Annotated in this window: 19 protein-coding genes; 2 read left to right on the top strand and 17 right to left on the bottom strand. The window is 40.8% G+C overall.

The window, feature by feature from the left end:
• Positions 1-133 precede the first annotated feature (133 nt).
• The 11 genes from HRJ06_RS15385 to HRJ06_RS15335 all read right to left on the bottom strand — a co-directional run bounded on the left by HRJ06_RS15385 (position 134) and on the right by HRJ06_RS15335 (position 13,091).
• Positions 134-2,053 (bottom strand): stage V sporulation protein D, encoded by a 1,920-nt coding sequence (locus HRJ06_RS15385; protein ID WP_174733835.1) that lies wholly within the window; start codon positions 2,051-2,053, stop codon positions 134-136.
• Between the two features lie 225 nt (positions 2,054-2,278).
• On the bottom strand, positions 2,279-4,492 hold the full coding sequence (locus HRJ06_RS15380; protein WP_174733834.1) for a penicillin-binding protein: 2,214 nt from the start codon (positions 4,490-4,492) through the stop codon (positions 2,279-2,281).
• Positions 4,492-4,845 (bottom strand): cell division protein FtsL, encoded by a 354-nt coding sequence (ftsL, locus tag HRJ06_RS15375; RefSeq protein ID WP_174733833.1) that lies wholly within the window; start codon positions 4,843-4,845, stop codon positions 4,492-4,494. The genes HRJ06_RS15380 and ftsL overlap by 1 nt, the downstream gene beginning before the upstream one ends.
• Positions 4,846-4,882: 37 nt before the next feature.
• The gene (gene rsmH, locus HRJ06_RS15370) at positions 4,883-5,830 is read right to left on the bottom strand and encodes a 16S rRNA (cytosine(1402)-N(4))-methyltransferase RsmH (RefSeq protein ID WP_174733832.1); all 948 of its coding nucleotides are present in this window, start codon (positions 5,828-5,830) and stop codon (positions 4,883-4,885) included.
• Positions 5,831-5,881: 51 nt separating this feature from the next.
• Positions 5,882-6,313 (bottom strand): division/cell wall cluster transcriptional repressor MraZ, encoded by a 432-nt coding sequence (gene mraZ / locus HRJ06_RS15365; RefSeq protein WP_174733831.1) that lies wholly within the window; start codon positions 6,311-6,313, stop codon positions 5,882-5,884.
• A 228-nt stretch (positions 6,314-6,541) separates the two neighbouring features.
• Positions 6,542-8,176: a bacillithiol biosynthesis cysteine-adding enzyme BshC gene (bshC, locus tag HRJ06_RS15360; protein ID WP_174733830.1), complete on the bottom strand. Its 1,635-nt coding sequence runs from the start codon at positions 8,174-8,176 to the stop codon at positions 6,542-6,544.
• Positions 8,177-8,258: 82 nt separating this feature from the next.
• Positions 8,259-8,654, bottom strand: a complete 396-nt coding sequence (locus HRJ06_RS15355; RefSeq protein WP_174733829.1) for a DUF3397 domain-containing protein — start codon at positions 8,652-8,654, stop codon at positions 8,259-8,261.
• A gap of 1 nt (position 8,655) precedes the next feature.
• Positions 8,656-9,558, bottom strand: coding sequence for a 2-dehydropantoate 2-reductase (locus HRJ06_RS15350; protein ID WP_174733828.1), 903 nt, complete (start codon positions 9,556-9,558; stop codon positions 8,656-8,658).
• 369 nt (positions 9,559-9,927) lie between these two features.
• Positions 9,928-11,469, bottom strand: coding sequence for an acyl-CoA carboxylase subunit beta (locus tag HRJ06_RS15345; protein WP_174733827.1), 1,542 nt, complete (start codon positions 11,467-11,469; stop codon positions 9,928-9,930).
• Between the two features lie 53 nt (positions 11,470-11,522).
• A complete protein-coding gene (locus HRJ06_RS15340; RefSeq protein WP_174733826.1) occupies positions 11,523-11,735 on the bottom strand; it encodes a biotin/lipoyl-containing protein in 213 nt (70 codons plus the stop codon).
• Between the two features lie 12 nt (positions 11,736-11,747).
• Positions 11,748-13,091, bottom strand: a complete 1,344-nt coding sequence (locus tag HRJ06_RS15335) for an acetyl-CoA carboxylase biotin carboxylase subunit (protein WP_174733825.1) — start codon at positions 13,089-13,091, stop codon at positions 11,748-11,750.
• Between the two features lie 240 nt (positions 13,092-13,331).
• Here HRJ06_RS15335 and HRJ06_RS15330 point away from each other — a divergent pair, with 240 nt between their 5' ends.
• Positions 13,332-13,802 carry an N-acetyltransferase gene (locus HRJ06_RS15330; RefSeq protein WP_174733824.1) on the top strand — a complete coding sequence of 157 codons (471 nt, stop codon included), beginning with the start codon at positions 13,332-13,334 and terminating at the stop codon, positions 13,800-13,802.
• Positions 13,803-14,154: 352 nt separating this feature from the next.
• Here the strand turns inward: HRJ06_RS15330 and HRJ06_RS15325 are convergent, their stop codons facing one another.
• The 4 genes from HRJ06_RS15325 to HRJ06_RS15310 form a co-directional block, all read right to left on the bottom strand.
• On the bottom strand, positions 14,155-14,796 hold the full coding sequence (locus HRJ06_RS15325) for an RsfA family transcriptional regulator (protein WP_174733823.1): 642 nt from the start codon (positions 14,794-14,796) through the stop codon (positions 14,155-14,157).
• Between the two features lie 90 nt (positions 14,797-14,886).
• Entirely contained in the window at positions 14,887-15,645 is a 759-nt protein-coding gene (locus HRJ06_RS15320) for an enoyl-CoA hydratase/isomerase family protein (protein WP_174733822.1), read from the bottom strand.
• A gap of 317 nt (positions 15,646-15,962) precedes the next feature.
• The gene (gene rpmF, locus HRJ06_RS15315; protein WP_174733821.1) at positions 15,963-16,139 is read right to left on the bottom strand and encodes a 50S ribosomal protein L32; all 177 of its coding nucleotides are present in this window, start codon (positions 16,137-16,139) and stop codon (positions 15,963-15,965) included.
• An 82-nt stretch (positions 16,140-16,221) separates the two neighbouring features.
• Positions 16,222-16,746 carry a YceD family protein gene (locus tag HRJ06_RS15310; RefSeq protein ID WP_174733820.1) on the bottom strand — a complete coding sequence of 175 codons (525 nt, stop codon included), beginning with the start codon at positions 16,744-16,746 and terminating at the stop codon, positions 16,222-16,224.
• Between the two features lie 158 nt (positions 16,747-16,904).
• On the opposite strand from HRJ06_RS15310, the gene HRJ06_RS15305 reads away from it, so the two are divergent.
• A complete protein-coding gene (locus HRJ06_RS15305; protein WP_174733819.1) occupies positions 16,905-18,125 on the top strand; it encodes a nucleotidyltransferase in 1,221 nt (406 codons plus the stop codon).
• 51 nt (positions 18,126-18,176) lie between these two features.
• On the opposite strand, the gene HRJ06_RS15300 is transcribed toward HRJ06_RS15305, so the two are convergent.
• Together HRJ06_RS15300 and HRJ06_RS15295 are read right to left on the bottom strand one after the other, a co-directional pair.
• The gene (locus HRJ06_RS15300) at positions 18,177-19,202 is read right to left on the bottom strand and encodes a SepM family pheromone-processing serine protease (protein WP_174733818.1); all 1,026 of its coding nucleotides are present in this window, start codon (positions 19,200-19,202) and stop codon (positions 18,177-18,179) included.
• Positions 19,192-19,989 (bottom strand): patatin-like phospholipase family protein, encoded by a 798-nt coding sequence (locus tag HRJ06_RS15295; RefSeq protein ID WP_174733817.1) that lies wholly within the window; start codon positions 19,987-19,989, stop codon positions 19,192-19,194. Before HRJ06_RS15295 ends, HRJ06_RS15300 begins: the two co-directional genes overlap by 11 nt.
• Positions 19,990-20,140: the final 151 nt, after the last annotated feature.

Raw genomic sequence — 20,140 nt, 5'->3', positions numbered from 1 at the left:
TTAAATTTATATACTATCAGAAAAAACATTATAGCGCTTATTATTTTACATGAAAACAAAGGAATTCGCCATTTTGATTTTCAACAAACACAAAAATGGGCGGCGGATATCTAATCCTAAGCCGCCCCAGCAGTTAATCGCCTTCGTTCATATAGATCCTGATAATAGAACCTTCTTTAATTTTCGTTCCAGGGGAAGGGGCCTGCTTAACAACTGTATTCCCTTCTCCGCTAACATCAAGCCTCAAATTGATCAATTGTTGTTGAAGTTCCTTTTTTTCCATACCAATCAGATCTGGTACTTCCATCATTGGTGTGTCCAGCCAAGTCAGTTCTTTTTCGATTTGATCCTTTCTTGGGGCCACCCCTAAGGCTCTCAGGCTGTCTTCCATTATGTTTCCAACAATCGGGGCTGCCACCACACCACCAAACTGAACCGTACCTTTTGGATTGTCTACAGCAATGTAGACTACAATTTGCGGGTCGTCTGCAGGTGCAAAGCCTATAAAGGATACGATATGGTTATTCTCAAGATATCTGCCGTCTTTCGCTTTTTGTGCTGTTCCGGTTTTCCCACCGACCCGATATGATTCAACAAACGCATTTTTCCCTGTCCCTTGAGCAACCACGCTTTCTAATGTATAGCGGATTTTTTTTGAAGTTTCCTCTGAAATAACCCTGCGTTTTTCCTCAGGGTTTTTACTCATAACTACCTGGCCTGTCCGGGGGTCAATTAATTCCTTGGCAATATAGGGAGTATACAAAATCCCTCCATTAACCGCAGCTGCTACAGCCGTTACCTGCTGAATCGGCGTTACCGATACCCCTTGGCCAAATGCGGTAGTAGCCTGCTCGACTGGACCTACTCTTTCTAAATTAAACATAATCCCTTTTCCTTCACCCTGTAGATCGATTCCTGTTTTCTGTCCGAATCCAAAATCTTTAATATACTTAAACAGTGTTTCCTTCCCTAACCGTTCACCTAACTCCACAAACCCTGGGTTGCATGAATTTTGGACTACTTCAAGAAAGTTTTGGGTCCCGTGCCCTCCCTTTTTCCAGCAGCGGAGACGAGAGCCTCCAACTTCTACATGGCCTGGATCATGGAATTGATCATTTTCCAAATCTACTTTTCCTTCCTCAAGAGCGGCAGCCAGCGTAATGATTTTGAAGGTAGAACCAGGTTCGTATGTACTCCACACTGGCAAATTACGATTATAAACTTCCTGAGGAACATTTTGAAAATTTGCCGGATCAAAACCAGGCCGGCTTGACATGGCAAGAATTTCACCGTTATTCGGGTCCATAGCAATTGCAATAAGGCCGTCAGGATCATATTTTGCTTCAGCAATGTCCAATTCTCTCTCTATGATTGTCTGGACTTTGCTGTCAATCGTCAATCTTAAATCATACCCGTTTTCAGGAGGCTGATAATCATCAGCCATATCATTCATGCGCTGCCCCTTTGCATTAGCATAAAATTTCACTGATCCTTCAGAACCGCTCAATTCTTTATCATAAAAAAGCTCCAGTCCCATTAAGCCCTGATTGTCGATTCCTGCAAACCCAAGTACATGGGATAAATAGCTGCCAAATGGATAATGGCGTTTTGAATCCTCTCCAATGTATACTCCTTTTAACTCAAGGGCCCTTACTTCCTTCGCCTTCTCATGTGAAATTTTCCTGCCTTCATTGATTCTTACAATTGATGAATTTTTTGTGACATACTCATATGCTTTTTCTTTTTGCATATTTAAAGAAGCAGATAGCGCTTCTGCAGTCTTTTCAGGGTCTTCAACCTGTCGAGGTACAACGTAAACTGTTGGGGCACTGATATTTGTAGCTAGCGGAACTCCATTCTTGTCTACGATCTCCCCCCGTTTTGGCTCAAATGGAATATTCCGGCTCCATGAGTCTCTTGCCTTTCCAGTCAATTCATTTCCTAATATGAATTGAACATAACCAAGTCGGATGTCGATAATAAAAAAAACGAGAATCCCTACCAATAAAACCAGGGTTAGCCGTTTTCGAACTGTCACATTTGAAACACGCATAATTAGAACGAACCTCCCTTTCTTTATCGGTGATCCTTCTTGAACGGATCCCGATTAAACAAAAAGCTGCAAATGCCAGAGCCTAAAAGAAAATACCTTTTATTCTCAAGCAGCCGCAGCTCCTCATTTCGCCAAAAAACCGAAAAGTTTTATCTGGCTCGTTCCAATATATGCTTGTACATTATTGAATATAACTTTCATTCTGCAATATCTTCATTGCAATGTTTAATCGACCACTTCGTCTTCTTCTAATTCTCCTTCAGGTTCAAGTGATTTTTCAAATTGCTCGAGAGGTGTTTCCAACTGAACAATAAGATACTCTCCTTCCTTTAGTACCCCTCCGGATTGGACATTCTGTTTGACGACATAACCGCTGCCCGCCTTATTTAATTTAAGGTTAGCAATTTGGGCAACCTTCATTACGTCCCTTAATGACCAGCCAGTAAGGTCAGGTACAATCGTCTTGCCTTCAGTCATGATTAATATCTTTTCGCCTTCTAGTACAGTTGAGTCTGCTGCTGGCAGCTGTTTAATTACTTTGCTGCCATTACCTAGGACAATAGGTGTAAATCCTTTAGATTGGATATCCTTAACAGCATCATCAACAGTTGATTCTCTGTAATCTGGAACCTTTCCGGCATCCGCTTTCTCCAGCTGGGTAGGCTTGATATTTAAATACTGCAGACTGCTTTTCATTACAGTATTAAAAATCATTGAAACCGGGACGGAACCCTCTGAATAATGATCAATTTGAGGCTGCTGTACTGCCACATAAACGATTAATTCTGGATCATCTGTAGGAGCCATCCCCAAAAATGAAAATAGATAATCCTGAGCTCCAGTCAAATATTTACTTCCGCCTGTAATGTTGGCGGTGCCTGTTTTCCCAGCGACATTATATCCCTCGATATTATAACGTTCAAACCCGGTACCTTTAGGTGATGTTACAACCGTTTCAAGGACCTCTCTTACTTCTTTCGCCGTTTCGGCTGATATTGGCTGTCCTGCAACAACCGGGTCTTTCTGCTCTATGATATCACCGGTGTTTGAATTCACAATCTTATCTATTATCCTCGGCTTCATCATCTTCCCATCGTTTGCCACTGCAGTTGCAGCCTGAACAAGCTGCATTGCGGTTACAGTAGAGCCTTGTCCGTATGAAGTTGTGATTTTTTCAATTGGCCAATCATATAGGATTTTTCCGGTCGCTTCATTTTCAAGCTCAATTCCTGTTTGTTTTCCAAAGCCAAAAGCATCTAAATGCTCTCTGAATGATTCAAAGCCAATTTTTTCACTTACAAGCCTTGCAACAGCAACATTGGAAGATCGCTGGATCCCTTCAAGATAAGAGATTGGTCCCCAGCCTCTCCCACTATTATGATCCCCTATAGAGCTTGACTTTTCGGTAACTCGATACGTTCCGGACTTATATAATTCATTTGGATTAAATACCTTATCCTCAACAGCCGCCGCAAGGGTGAAAATCTTCATTGTTGAACCAGGTTCAAACGAATTTTCAACTGCCTCATTGTGCCAGGTTGCATCGAGGCCTTCCTTTGTTTTTGGATGAAAGGTTGGGCGCTGGCCCATTCCTAAAATATCACCTGTTTTCGGATCAGCCACAATGGCAACAATCTTTTTCGGTTTGTATTCATTATCAACCTTGTTGATCGCATCCTCTAAAAAAGTTTGGATTTTTTTATCGATCGTTAAATAAACATCATTACCGTGCTGTGCCGGGGTAATATCCTTTTCAGCACTTGGCAGTAAAAACCCCCAAAAGTCACTGTCAAAAGTGAGTGAACCGTCTTTTCCAGTCAACTGGTTATTTAATGTTTTTTCTAGCCCTAATTTGCCAGTTTCATTTTCTTTCCCTTCACTATTTTCGGATTTTTCTACAAAGCCGACTAAATGGGAAGAGAACACACCATTCGGATAAAATCTCTTTGTATCTTTGATAAACGTTATTCCCGGCAGCTTCAGGTTTTCTATTTCCCTTTTAACCTGATGAGAAATGTCCCGTCCAGCTTTCCCAAACTCAATCTGAAACCTGCCTTCTGTCGTTAGCCTGTTATAAATTTCACTTTCTGCCATATCGATATGCTCAGCAAGCATCTTGGCCGTCTTTTCCGGTTCGGCTACATGCTTGGGGTTTTCTTTACTCACCGTAACAGATTCATCCAGGATAGCAACTAGAGTGTATGCCGCTGTGTCCTGAGCAATTATTTCTCCCTTTTGATCAAAGATTGTACCCCGCGCTGCGTCAATAATACGATTCTTTTCATACTTTAATTCTGCCCTGGCTGCGAGTGCTTGTCCTGCCGCTTCTCCAGTTACCTGTATACTAATAAACCTATAAATTAAGACAAAAAAGAGCAGGCTGAATATTACAAATAATATCGCTGCTCCAAAATTCATATTTGGTTGTTTCTTTCCCATTAATTCTCCACAACCTTAACATTGTTTTCGTTCAGCGTAAGTCCAAGTTGTTTTGCCTTTTCCCAGATCCGTTCGTATGTACTTAGTTCGCCGATTTGCATTGTAAGGTCACTGTTTTCCTTTTGTTGCTCCTGGATTGTCGTTTCCATCACCTGAATTTCCTTGTTCACCTCATAAATGGCAGCCTGGTTCGATACCAAAAATGTTCCTCCAAAACAAAAGACAACTCCAAACATCAATACTAACGCCTTTTCCCCAGGAGACAGCCAAAATTTTTTAACCTCATCTTTTTTCGGAACATTTACAATGTCCTGTTGCTGTTCTTGCTGCAGTTTTCTTGCCAGATTGCTCATTTTCTTCCCTCCTGATTAATTTAAATTTATATAATTTTTATCTATCTGCAAATTTCATTTTCTCAGCAATACGAAGTTTTGCCGATCTTGCCCGGTTATTCATTTCCAATTCATCGTCAGATGGGACAATTGGTTTACGGGTAATAAGCTTCATTTCCGGCTGGTACTGTTCTGGTATAACCGGGAGACCTGGCGGAAGGGGTGGACCTTCGCTTGCCTTTTTGAAAGTCGTTTTACAAATCCGATCTTCTAATGAGTGAAAGGTAATGACGCTGATTCTCCCCCCAATATTAAGAAGATCCATAGCTTGTTCAAGGGATTTTTCAAATACTCCCAGTTCATCATTTACAGCAATTCTGACAGCCTGAAAAACTCTTTTAGCTGGGTGCCCGCCTTTTCTTCTGGCCGGCGCTGGAATTGCATCTTTTATAAGCTCTACAAGTTCGCTGGTTGTACTGATTGGCTTTTCTGCTCTTGCTGCCTCTATTTTTCTGGCAATTTGTTTAGAAAATTTCTCCTCGCCATACTGAAAAAAAATCCGAACCAAGTCCTCATAGCGCCACTCGTTTATTACTGTATAAGCGGTTACTTCAGCATCCTGATCCATCCTCATATCAAGCGGAGCATCATTATGGTAGCTAAATCCCCGTTCAGCCGTATCTAACTGCGGAGAAGAAACCCCAAGGTCGTACAGAATGCCATCAACCCCATGAACCCCTATATTCCCTAGTTCTTCTTTTAAAAACAAAAAATTGCTCTTAATAATGGTCAGGCGCTCACCATATTGGGCAAGCTTTTCTCTAGCATGCGCGATAGCTGTATCATCCTGATCAAATGCATACAACTTTCCTTTGCCTGTGAGCCTGGACAGAATCAGCTCGCTGTGACCTGCTCCACCGAGAGTACAATCCACATATATCCCATCAGGCTTTATATTAAGCCCATCAACCGCTTCTTCAAGTAACACTGTTGTATGCTTAAACATGATTTCATCCTTCCAATCGATAATCGGGTTTATCTTTAACAAAGTTGTCCATTAAATATCGAACCCAATCATATTTTCCGCAATTTCAGCGAAAGATTCCTCTGATTCTGTAAAATATTCTTCCCAAATGGCCTTGCTCCAAATTTCAATTCGATTGGAAACACCTAAAATCACACACTCTTTTTCAAGCTTTGCATACTGCAGAAGCGGGGCAGGAATGTTGGTTCTCCCCTGTTTGTCAATTTCACTCTCGGTAGCACCTGAAAAGAAAAATCGGGTGAAAGCCCTGGCATCTTTTTTTGTTAATGGGAGGGCTTTTAATTTATCTTCAATAACCTTCCACTCAGAAAGCGGGTAACCAAATAAACATTGATCAAGACCACGGGTCAAAACAAACAGTTCACCCAGGTGATCCCGAACTTTTACAGGGATAATCAAACGGCCTTTATTATCAATGTTATGATGATATTCACCCATGAACATAGCCATTACCCCCACTTTCTAAAACAACTTTACCACATCCCCCCACTTTTCACCACTTATTTTTTATATTCTGCGCCAAAGCTTAAAATTCCTCCCCCATTTTTTTAAATACCAAAATCTTCTTATTAACCCACCTTAGCACTCGAGCCAGGCACCGCAGTCATTCTAAACCAGTTATCCAGAGGGTTCTAAACAGAAAAAAAGCTTTACCCTATGAGGGCAAAGCTTTTACATTTTTATTACTTTATGCGTTCCGTCAAATTGATAGGGAAGATCCATTAGGTCTTGGATAAAATCAAAACCATATTGATTCACATAATAAAAAGGATTCCAGACACGTTCCTGTGGAGCTCCTGCTGGTCTTAAAGCATGGTCGATTCTGTTGAACTTTTTAAGATAGTGGTCATGCTTGCTGCAGATCGCTTCGTCCGCTTTATTCTGCATAAATTCGATCTGTTTTAGCAGGATGCTTTCATTCTTTTTAAGAAGTGGAATCAGCCCTTGGTCAAGCTTTTCAGTCTTCGCTTCAATTGCGCGGTATTGCTGCTGCAACTGGTCTTTGGCTTCTTCAAATAAAGCCTCAAGTTCTCTGTCCTTTAAAGAATCAATGTATATGAGTTCATTTTTACTAGTGCCATTCACTAGTACTTCTGTCAAATCCAATTCCAGCTCGTTAAGATCTCTCTCAATCGACCTGTCTAAAATAGTCAGGTTTAGCCTTGGAACCAAAGGAGGCATCTTTAAATTGAATTCTTCAAATACTTTCTTTAATTCAGCCCAGTAGGCGATCTCCCCGGGCCCGCCTACAAAGGCAAGCGTTGGAAACAGCCATTCCTGCATCAGTGGCCTAGTTGCGACATTGTTGCTTAACCTTTCCGGAAATTCTGAAGCGATCTTTAAAAGTTCCTCTCGAGTAAACCGAACTCCGTCATTCTTTCCGAAATATACATCGTTTTCAGGATCATAATGTAAAAGAACCCGTTCATTATAAGAATCATCATAATAAAACAGATTAGCTGCATGATCTGTTATGTCGATCGCTTTGCTGAAGCCTGCAGCAAGTGTCTCTTTTTGCTGATCAATCACTGCTCTCGTTATTTCAGATGATTTCTGGATTTGGTTTATAAAAAAGTTCTTTTCAAGCCTACGTAAATCCCGGTTTCCAGAATCTACGATTAGAAGTCCCTTATCCTTGAACATCTCCATGATAATCCGTGCGAAAAAATCAACAAATGTTTTTGAGAGCTCAACAGATTCATTTAAAAATTTCAACAGCTTATTCGTATATTCTGTTTCTCCATACACAGCTAGAATATCTTCAATCCACTTCGAGGCAACCTCTTTATTCAGATTTATATCTGTAACCATTTGTTTGTTATAAATCTTTTCTGGATAATTCCATTTAACTGGCTTTCCGTTCACAGAGACAAATAAATGATTTACTTCCTGAATATCATGGTCTTCACCTGCAATCCAGAAAACCGGAACCACGGGTACTCCAAGTTCCTTCTCTTTTAGCTCTGACAACTTAAGTATGGAGATTATCTTATGTATCGTATACAAAGGTCCGGTTAAAAGGCCGGCCTGTTGCCCTCCTATAACAGCTACACTATTATTCTTTCTCAGTTTTTCTATATTAGTTCGAACCCTGTCGGAAGTTGGATAAGCCGTCATAAAGTGATCAATATGATCTGCTAGTTCATCCCGGTAAAATGTTCTCGAGCCAAGTTCCTCAAGTCTGTCTTGGAACTGTGAGTTTTCATTATAGTTGTAATGAAAGAATCCTAGTACATTTGGACTTGACGCTAGGTACTCTGTTGCAAACCGATTGGCAGCCGGCAGGGAGAGATTTACAATCTCCATCTATATGTAACTTCCTTTCAGTAACGAATTTAACTCTTATGAGTATAGCACTTATAAGAATGAAAAGAAAAATTCTTGCCTTTTAGGGCACCGAAATGACAGCAGATACCCTTTGCACTAATCCGACCAAAACGAGAACAATATAGGCAGAGAAAAACAAAAGAAAGTTAAATCGCCAATAACCCCTAAATACCTTTGGAAGGACGATTTCCTCTTTAAACTTCCAGTGAATTACCACAAAGATGAGCGCGATACCAATTAATAGCAGAAGAATAGCCCAGAGGTAGGAACGATCCCAAATGGCTACAATAATAAAATGGACTGATACTATAAATAAAAATGTACTGCTATCGATTGCGAGGCGGACTGAACGCCGGTGGTTTTTCGTGATCTGTTTAGACAAAATAAAGACAAGAAGATAACCAAGCAAAGGGATTGTCACTAGTGTTGCAATAAATGCGGAAAAGAATTCTGGCATCTTAAAACCTCTCCTTCTCTAACTCCTTCCCTCTTATACAATTTAAAAATAGTTGAATAAGAGGGGCGTTTTTATTCTCTCTATTAGCCTCGTCTGCCAGGTAACCTAATATTGCATCTGCTTCTGTAGGCCGCCCTTCTTCTAAGTCCTTTAGCATGGAAGATCGGTTGTTTGCCGTATTTCTGCATATTGAAATCAGATTCTCAAGGTGATCTTGCTTACGTTCTAAGTTAAGAATATCAGCAACTTCATTGAACAAAGATATGACTTCAGAATAATAATAGGGGTTTTCGATTAATTGGCCATTTTTCACTTTTAAAATTGAAGTCAAAGGATTTATTACAGCATTAACTACGAGTTTTTTTATCAGCATGCTCCGGTAGTCCGTTTCAACTTCTATGGGAAAGGAGGATGAGAGGGAATCTGCTAGCTCGTTCAGGAGCTTGTCGCCGCCCCGGTAGACAGCGGCTCTGGTTACACCCATTCCATTATGGTCAACTGTGTGGGCATTTATCTTTGCTGCCCCGTGTTCTACTGAACCAACAATAATACTTGCAGCTCTTAAATCATTAAGCCATTTTAAATGGCCCATACCATTTTGAAGAAAAAGAAAGTGGTTTTTATTGGCGGAAGACTTTTCCATAATGATAGGCATCAAGTCTTGCAGCTGATACTGTTTTACGGCAATAAGGGTTAGGTGCTCTTCACCTGTCCAGTTAAAATAAGGTGTTGCTTCCATTCTCGCATGAAATCTATCCAGTTCCTTTTCTAGGCTGACACCATGAATGTTAATTTCATCTGCCTGCTTTTGAGATTTTGTGTACAAAGTTACCTGATGGATCTTACTTAAATAGCAGGCAAATAACAATCCAATTGATCCGCCTCCAATAATCCCAATTCTCATAATTACCCCTCTAATTCCAACTTTTAGTTAGTGCTATTTTATCAAATAATTTGCGCCAAGGTAACAATCGTATAAATTGTTTCTATGAATTCTATTTACACAGGGTTTTTACCCGCCGCCCACCCTTTAGTAAAGCTTGCAGCCGCTTTATTTTGACTGAAAGGAAAACAAAAAAAACAACCCGATAGTTACCTAACGGGATCAACGATCTGATTGAACAAATATGTCTTAGTAGGCTTCACTGAGGTTACTGTGAATTTGTTTCTTTTTATAATTTAAATCCGCTTAAGAAAGACTGCTTTCTTCTCGAGAATCGAATCCCTTGATCGTTACCAAGTTGGGTTTTGTGTGCGATTCACAGACAGCTGGCTAAACTGGATAGACAGGATGTTTGCGGACACTGAATGTTATTTCTTTCGTTTCATAGAGAGCAAATCTGTCCAATAAGACCTTCCTTAGCTTAGCAGGAGAAACAATATCATCAACGATTAACTCGGAGGCAAGCTTATAAATATCAATATGCTCTTTATATTCTTGCTGCTTCTGCTGTACAAAGGCAGCCCTCTCTTTTGGATCTTCTATTTCATTTATTTTGTTAGAATACACTGCATTCACGGCTGCTTCTGGTCCCATTACTGCAATCTGCGCTGTTGGCAGAGCAATACAACAATCCGGCTCAAAGGCAGGCCCTGCCATTGCATACAATCCTGCACCGTATGCTTTGCGGACAATGACCGAAATTTTAGGGACTGTAGCGGAGCTCATGGCTGCAATCAGCTTAGCTCCGTGGCGAATAATTCCCGCCCGTTCAACCTTTGTGCCAATCATGAATCCAGGCACGTCTGACAAAAAGAGCAACGGAATATGAAAGGCATCGCAAAGCTGGATAAACTTTGCTGCCTTGTCAGCTGAATCAACAAATAATACTCCACCTTTAACTTTAGGTTGGTTAGCAATAACGCCGACCACTCTGCCATCCATCCTGGCAAGACCGGTAACAAGTTCAGGAGCAAACAGCCTCTTAATTTCAAAAAGGCTTCCATTGTCTATTAGAGAATCAATACATTCATACATATCAAAAGGTGCATTTTGATTCTTCGGAATGATATCCTCTAGGCCGCGGCCTTCCTTGGCCTCCTTCCCTTCCACCTTAATTGGCTTAGCTTGGAAGTTGGCTGGGAAATAGGATAAATATTTTTGAGCGGCATTAATGGCTTCCTCTTCACTGTATACCAACATGTCTCCACATCCGCTGACCGAACAGTGCATCCGGGCACCACCCATTTCCTCAAGCGACACCTTCTCACCGATCACTTTTTCAGCCATCCTTGGGGAACCCAAGTACATTGACGCGTTTTGATCTACCATGATGACAATGTCACAAAATGCTGGAATATACGCTCCCCCAGCAGCTGATGGCCCGAACAGCAGACAAATCTGCGGTACCATGCCCGACAACTTTACCTGGTTATGAAAGATCTTCCCAGCCCCTCGTCTATTTGGAAACATTTGCAATTGATCAGTGATTCTGGCTCCTGCAGAGTCAACAAGATATAAAATCGGGACCTTTAATTTTTCTGCAGTTTCCTGGATTCGAATAATTTTTTCTACTGTTCTCGCACCCCATGAACCTGCCTTGATGGTTGAATCGTTAGCCATAACACAAACTGTCTGCCCATTAATTTTTCCGATCGCCGTTACGACCCCATCAGCAGGAAGGTCTCCAGCCTGATAATTGGCAAAACGCCCATCTTCTTCGTAATCACCATTATCAAATAAAAGCTGAAGCCTATTCCGTACGAACAATTTATTTTGTTCCTTTAATTTCTGGTGATACTTTTCTTGTCCGCCCGCTTTTATTTCATCGATCCTATCACGCAGGGTTTCGGAAAGTGTTTTTGCTGAAGCCATGCTATTCCTCCTATCTTTTAAGCATTACGGTGAAAAGGCTGTCTGATTTTTATTTATTCAAGGGTTATCAAAATATCTCCCTCATTGACGAAATCTCCTATACTTACTCGAACCTCAGCAACTTTCCCTGCAACAGAAGCTTCGACAGGAATCTCCATCTTCATTGATTCGAGCATCAAAACCTCCTGTCCCTCGGTAACATCATCACCAGTCGTTGCCATTATATTTAACACCGTACCTGCCATAGAAGCTGTAATCTCTTTCATCTGTTTTCCCCCTTATTTTTTGGCTGCTATCCATTCAGTTAAAAATGATGTTGTGTATCTTCCTGACTGGAAGTTTTCATCCTCAATGATTTCTTTTAAAAGAGGAGCATTTGTTTTAATCCCCTCTATTTTCATGTCTGCAAAAAACTTTTTTGAGATCGCTAACGCTTCCACTCTTGTTGATCCATAAAAAATACATTTAGCTATCATTGGATCATAAAATGGTGTAACTGAACTGCCTTCCTCGTACCCATAATCAACCCTGACACCATGTCCTGGTTCCCAATCAAATAACGTTATTTTTCCAGGGGAAGGCATAAATGTTACAGGGTCCTCAGCGTACAGCCTAAATTCGACTGCGTTTCCCTGATTCTGAATTTCCTGCTGAAGGAGCGGTAGTTTCTCTCCTCTAGCAACTAATATCTGCCACTTGACTAGATCAAGCCCTGTAATAGCTTCTGTTACTGGGTGCTCAACCTGAAGGCGTGTATTCATTTCAAGAAAATAGACATTTTCATTTTCGTCAACGATAAATTCGATCGTACCGGCATTTATGTAGCTTACAGCCTTTGCCGCCTTTAATGCCAGATCATATAAGCGTTCACGAGCTTCTTCAGATAAAAACGGCGAAGGAGCTTCTTCCACTACCTTTTGGTGACGCCTTTGAATGGAACAGTCCCGTTCATATAAATGTACGAGATTCCCGTATGAATCTCCAAAAACCTGGACTTCAATATGCCGGGCATTTTGAATATACTTTTCAATGAATACTTTATCTGATCCAAAGTATGTTTTTGCTCTAGTTTTCGTTGACTCAAAACTCTTGAGCAGTTCTTGTTTATTCTCACAGCGAACCATTCCGATGCCGCCGCCGCCGCCGCTGGCCTTCAGCATAATAGGGTAACCAATAGAATCAGCAAGACTGCATGCTTCTTCTATATTATCAATGCCATTCGAATTTCCAGGTACAACAGGCACCCCCGCTTGTTCCATTGTTTGACGGGAAACAATTTTGTCACCCATTTGTTCAATTGTTTTAGGTGATGGCCCTATGAACACTAACCCTTCCTCTGCTGCTTTTCTGGCAAATTCAGCATTTTCCGAAAGAAATCCATACCCTGGGTGGATCCCGTCTACATTTTCCGCCTTTGCTATATCGAGAATCGCGTCTGCATTTAGGTACGATTTCTGTACTGGCGGCTCCCCAATCCGAACGGATGAGTCAGCTTCCCTGACATAGGCCATTTCTTTGTCTGCATCAGAGTATATAGCTACTGTTGTGACCCCCATTTCCCGGCAGGTCCGGATTATACGCAGGGCAATTTCACCTCTGTTAGCAATTAATATTTTTTGCACCCTGTTTCCCCTTTCTTGCAAAAGATTCTTAATATAACAAAGTTCTACAATCTTGCTTAGATTCCTGCTTTATTTGTAAACGCTTTCTGAATTTAACGGCGGAATTTTTTGTGTTTTTATACTATAATGAACTTATCCCGAATTCGGGATGAAACTGTTTTCACTTAATCATATTATTCGGTTGGTATTTAAGATATACAGCCAAATTATTAGCAAAGCACAGACGGAGGGGGAATTATTATGGACTTAAAAGTAGAAAGATTAAAAATTAATTATAAAACATTAGAAGAATTTAAAAAGTTTAAAGAGTATGGGCATCAGGAACTATCCATGCTTGAGGATCTTGAAGCTAACATAATTGAAAATGACAGCGAGTCTCCATTTTACGGAATCTATTTTGGCGAGAAGCTTGTTGCCAGAATGAGCCTGTATCAGTTCGAAGCCAAGTTCGACCGTTACTTTGAACCCGCCCAAGAATATCTGGAACTTTGGAAACTTGAAGTACTTCCTCAGTATCAAGGAAAGGGTTATGGGAAAGCACTCGTAGAGTTTGCTAAAACTTTCGGACGTCCTATCAAAACCAATCCAAGAGTTCGTTCACAGGATTTTTGGAACAAAATGGGCTTCATTCCAGTCACATATGAAGTAGAAAGAGACCTCGGCGAAAATCCGATTGTCTGGCTCCCAGCCGGAGTAAACGAACAAAAATAGAAAAGCGGAGCCGACTATCCAGAAAAACGGAAACTGGAGGGTCCGACAAAGAAGCGCTTTATGCTTCTGTCGAAGGAACCGAAGTTTCCCGAGTTTCTAGGAGGCGAAGCTAGACAAATAGAAAAGCGGAAGCGCCTTGCTCGGCCCCGACCAGCATAAGACAGGGCTTGAATGAAGGCGTTTTTTGCCTTCAGTAAAGGCATGGCTTATGACTCGAGGGGCTAGGCGCTGCAGCTAGACAAAGAAAAGCAAAGCCGACTATCCAGAAACGCGGTACTGCAAAATCAGACAAGATTATTAATAGAATAAATCTTTATAATCAAAAACGGGCATCCCAGAGATGCCCGTTTTTTCATCTTTCTATTTTCTCTAGGTTGCCGTTCTTTTCCATTTGAAATTGTGCTCGCTCATGCCTATTATCTTCCCTTAAAATGACCATTTTTCTTGCCCGTTCCATGATTTCAATCAAGGACTGGTAATCACTCTTGATCATTTCTAAGTTTTTTTCTAGTTTCTCATTCTCGGCTGACAAGTAGTAGATTTGTTTTTCTAGCTCTCTTGTTTTATCTTCATATTCATCAATGTTTTTTGCTTTGAAGCTTAATTGGCTGAAATTTTCGTAGAGATCTTCTAGATATTTTATTATATCTCTAAAGTCCAGAATGGTTTCGGACTGCCTCTCAGCTATTGGCGCTTTTACAGCTGCCTGAGAAATAAGCTTCTCCTGTTCGGCGTCATTTTGAGATTCGTTGATTTTCGCTTGTTTTTTTAACTCTTTTCTTTGCTTTTTGGCCAGCTCAATCCCTGACTTATATTGCTTTCTTACATATGAATTCCATCTAAAGCCACAGGCTGCAGCCGTTCTCGAAAGGTTTCTACCTACCTCTTCAAACGCCCTCAGCTGTGTTCCGCCTTCTCGTATATGACGTAAAACCACTTCGGCAAGCATTAAATCTTCATCCTGTGTCCAGGCATCCTGTCGGGTTAATGGCATCAATGATCCCTCCTAGTTTTTTTATTTATTCATATGCTTCTACTAGGAAAGATAGACTGATATCCGCCAGAAACTACACCATATTTCAGTTTATTTTCCGTTTCTGAATTCGTCTACCTTAGAATGATGAAGGTCGCTTGCCCACAGGATAGAGCAATTTTTTACTTCTTCATCTATTCTTTCTTTAATCTCATGTACTTTCCACTTTTGAACTAGCATTGTTTTGTAGGCACTTAAAACAGAGGTACCTAAAGTTAGGCTTTTCTCAAGAAAGGCCTGACAGGCATTATCTTTACTGCCGGTGTAGATTTCATCAAGAAAACCGAGCCTCTGTAATTCATCAGCGGTATAGACCTGGGCTTCAGTTAACATTTTAAGAGCATTTGAAGGAGACAGCTTCTCAAACAAGATGGTTCCGCCTCCCCATCCTGTCGTAATTGCTAGTTTTCCTTGGACAAAGCCCGCTTTTACTCCTTGGCTGCCGATTCGGTAATCACAGGCAACCGCCAGCTCACAGCCACCACCGACAGCGGTGCCATTCAAGATAGCCACTGTGGGCTTAGGAAGAAGCAATAATTTATAAAGGATCTCAGACATCTTCGAAAGCATTCCGTAAGCCTCTTCCTCTGTTCTCAGTTCATGAAAAACAGAAAGGTCACCACCTGAACAAAAAGCCTGCTCACCTGCTCCTGTAATCGCTAACGCTTTAACATCCTCATCGCCGGCTAGCTCAATTGCCTCCAGCAGGCCATCCATAACGTTATAGCAGATTGCATTTCTCTTCTCAATTTTATTAATGGTAAATTGTAATAATCCATTGGCATCTTTAGTTATTAAATATGGTTTCATGATAAGGCCCCTCACTATTTCTATTATGTATAGATATAATCTTACCAATTAGCGGGCTGATATGAAAGAAAACCCATAAGTTCTAGATAAAGCTTAGGGGAATTTTCGAGGAATTTGTTCTATTTTTGGAGCAAGAATACACACCTGGATAAGAATTTGGTTTGGATCACTTGGGAAATTTAATATATTCCAAAAAAAGGATTATATTTCATAACGATATTAATTCTAAGTTGCCCCCCACACAGCTCCAGAAAATTAAAAAATAGAAAAAAGGCACAGGATGCCTCTGCATCCTGTGCCTTTTTTCTACCAGCAAATTAGTCGTTTGCAACAACCTCTTTACCTTTGTATGTTCCACAAGCTTTGCAAACTCGGTGAGCAAGTTTCATTTCACCGCAGTTTGGGCATGCTACCATACCCGGAACCTGTAACTTAAAATGAGTACGACGTTTTCTTTTAGCAGTTTTAGACGTTCTTCTAAATGGTACAGCCATTCTTCCCACCTCCTTAAAGAGAATTAAGAAAGTTAATGAAGGCCAGTCAATTCTGGTACTTCATGCTCTTTTTTAGGTTGACTCATTCCGATGAGTCGTTTTGATCAAAAAACTTCGCAAGTCCTGCAAGCCGGGGATCCACATTTTTCTCTTGGTCCTGTTCTTGAACCACTTCCCAGTCCTTGCCAGACTGTGGAGCGCCCTCTTGACTTGTATCATCCTCACAATAAACTTGCATAGGAACCTCAAGCAAAAGAATCTCCCGGAAAACGGGATCCAGATCAATTACATCATCTTTTACCTGATGAACCTCCTCGTCAGCTTCACCATACTCATAGCCGTTGAAAAGGAAAGTTTCCGTGGTGTCAACATTAATTGGATAATGTACGTCAATTAATGTACGGGAACAAGGAAGGATTAAATAACCCTTAATATTTAAATGGAAAGTAACCTTCGATGCGCTAATATCTGCTCTTCCAGTTATATGCATCGGAGAAACTTCCCTAATCGTCGGGTCGATCTCTTTCAGTCCGTCCAATTTAATTGATTCATCAATCAAAAAGTCCTTGTTTCGGTATTTCTGTAATTGAATTAATGTCCATTTCAAAAGTATCACCCCAAGGCAACAAAGGTAATTATAGCTTTCACATAATCATTTGTCAATGTTTTTTCTTTACACTATAATGTAGTCAATATCATAGAACTTTAAACTTATACGCTTTTGGATACAATGTCAAATAAAAGTTATTTATTGAGGAGAATCACATGAAAGCAGTTGGTGTAATAGTAGAATACAATCCTTTCCACAATGGTCATGCCTATCATTTGCAGTCAGCTAAAGAGCAGTCCGGAGCAGATTTGCTCATCGCTGTAATGAGCGGTAACTTCCTGCAGCGTGGTGAACCAGCACTTGTCTCCAAATGGAGCCGAACGAAAATGGCCCTTATGGCCGGAGCCGATATTGTCTTTGAACTTCCTTACAAGTTTGCAACCCAAAAGGCTGAAACCTTTGCCAATGGCGCGATATCCATTTTAACAGCTGTGGGTTGTTCCTCCGTATGCTTTGGCAGTGAATCTGGCAGCATTGACAGCTTTATAAAAACTGCTGAGTATCTGCAAAAGCATGATGATACTTATCAGGAAAGCATCAAAAGGAACATTTCTAAAGGTTTTAGTTATCCAAAGGCAGTATCACTCGCATACCAGAGCCTCGTACCTGGCGATGACCTAATTGACCTGTCAAAGCCCAATAATATACTTGGTTTTCAATATGTTCAAGCTATCCTTCGGCAAAACAGCCCCATGAAGGCATTTACTGTATCAAGAAAAAATGCCGATTATCATGATGAGCACTTTTCATCTGCATCGATTGCAAGTGCAACCAGCTTACGAAAAGCAATATTTTCTAAAAATGAGGAAATCCAGGCCCTTACACAGTATGTTCCCCCTACAACCTATGAAATACTCAAGGACTATCAGAAAGAATATCAAGCTATGCATCACTGGGAAATGTACTGGCCGTTTTTAAAATTCCGGCTTCTCCAGAGCGATCCTTCTGATCTGAAGTTAATTTACGAAGTTGAAGAAGGGCTTGAACACCGGCTGCATGGTGCGGCACAGCATGCTGACTCTTTTCAAGAATTTATGCAGCAGATAAAAACAAAACGCTATACATGGACTAGACTTCAGAGAATTTGCGTGCACATTTTAACAAATGCCTCTAAAAAAGAAATGCTTCAGAACAATCAAACAGCAGAGTATCTACGATTATTAGGAATGTCAGAAATAGGCCGTTCTTATCTGAGTGAACAGAAATCCAGTTTAGGGCTGCCGCTAATTGCGAAGCTTTCAGCCTTTAAAAAGGATGCTATTAAGCTTGATATTAAAGCAGCCCGAGTATATGCAATGGGCCTATCAAAAGATGGACAATCGAAAATGCTCAAGGATGAGTTTTCTCAGCCGCCTATTTATATTAGGGAATTCTAATTCTCCAGCAGGCATTTTTAAAAGATGAAACAAAAAAGCAAGCTGATATCCTCAGCTTGCTTCTTCTTTTAGGGATTCAAGATAAGAGACTGCATCATTAAAGTTATTAACCGGTACTACTTTCATATTTGTCTCAATATCCTCTGCTGTTCTAACAGCTGCTTCGTAGTTTGATCCTTCTGCACCATCTTCATTGGGAGCGAAGAAAATGTCGGCACCTGCTTTATCTGCAGCAACAATTTTTTGCTCAATACCGCCAATCCTTCCAATTGTGCCATCGGAAGAAATCGTTCCCGTCCCAGCAATTTCATAACCTTTTGTTAAATCTTCCTCTATAAGCTGATTATAGATTTCCAGCGAAAACATAAAGCCTGCAGATGGCCCGCCTATCTCGTCCGTTTTTAAATTAACTGGAGGTTTGACGATTATTTCTTTATCATCTACGGGAAAGATGCCAACACCGGCTCTTTCAGGCTCTCCTGGAAGCGGTTTTAAAATAAGCTCTGCACTTTTGGATTTGCCATTCCTTTTAAAGGACAATTCAATTTCAGTTCCTGCCTGCTTTCCTCCAACATACTCAATAAATTCCTCAGAGGTGGTCAACTCCTGCCCATCTACTTCTACAATAAGATCACCGGGCTTGAGCTTTTCTTCAGCAGGCATATCAGGCAGAACACTAAACACATAGACGCCATTGTACTCATAGTTAACAGGAATCCCTGCTTTCTTATAGGCTACTTCAATAGCAGATGTCTTCGAGCCAGCCATTAAGTGCATTTGCCTTGCAGTGTATTGTTCGTCGGTTTCCCCCTCTCCCCTGATTTCTTCTAATGTATAAATTTCCTGATATTTGCTGAACTGGGCAATTATATACGAGTAAATATTAGCCCGGCCCATTCGGACCGTTGTCAGCATAAAGCTGCCCTCTTCATCGAATCCATTTTCCACTTCAATTATAGGCTCAAGTTCCTGTGCCATACCTGGCTTCGAAACATAATAGGGCAGGTAATAAAATGAACTTGCTAGCAGCAGAACAGCTGCAAAAACAGTAAAACGGATATACAATTTACGGCCCATTCTCTTGAGGCTCCTTCCAATCTGCAATAACACTTTTGATTTTTTCTATTTGCTTACGGGTTTCTTCTTCACCAATCGTTATTATCTCTTGAATATTTGTGAACGCTCTAGAGCTATACATTTCAACTCGCGGCTGGATCATCACATCTGAAGCTATTTCACGGTGTTCAACAAGTTCCATTTGCATAATATCAATGCTCTGCATGATCACGTCATAGATTGAAGTGATCTCGGCATTTGTTTTCACATGAGCCACATCAACTGCAATAACTATGTCTGCACCCATATCCTTGGCGACAGATACAGGAATCCGATCAATGACGCCTCCATCAACAAGAAGCCTTCCATTAAGTTTCTCCGGGACAAAAATACCTGGTATAGCAATGCTTGCCCTTACTGCTTCAGCAATAGGCCCCGCTGTAAAAACAACCTTTTCTCCGGAAACAAGGTCAGTAGCCACAACCCCTACTGGAATATCTAGATCTTCAATGTTCTTACCATGAGTAAAAACCCTTATAAACTCTTTGACACGTTTACCCGAGATAAAACCCATCTTAGGAACCGTAAAATCCAGATAATATTTTCGTTTAAAATATTTAGAGAGCTTATAAAGCCTTTCAACATCCAAACCGGCCCCATAAAAACATCCTACAAGGGCTCCCATGCTGCTCCCTGCTATTAAATCAATGGGTATTCCTTCTTCGGCCAGTACCTTTATCGCCCCCAGGTGCGCGAACCCTCTCGCCCCTCCCGATCCAAGGGCTAATCCTACTTTCGGACGACGCAAAGTTGTTTCCTCCTTAGAGTACGTTTTTTATCGAGTGCTGTTTTTAATCTTATGGTCTAATTTGAAGTTCTATGAGTATATTGATTTATAGATGAGGACAAGTCAGCTACGGAAACTGGAAATTGGTTCTTTTATTTTAGCATTGTTTATT

Source organism: Mesobacillus harenae (assembly GCF_013343715.1).
GTDB lineage: Bacteria > Bacillota > Bacilli > Bacillales > Cytobacillaceae > Mesobacillus_A > Mesobacillus_A harenae.
This window is presented reverse-complemented; position numbering and strand designations above follow the sequence as displayed.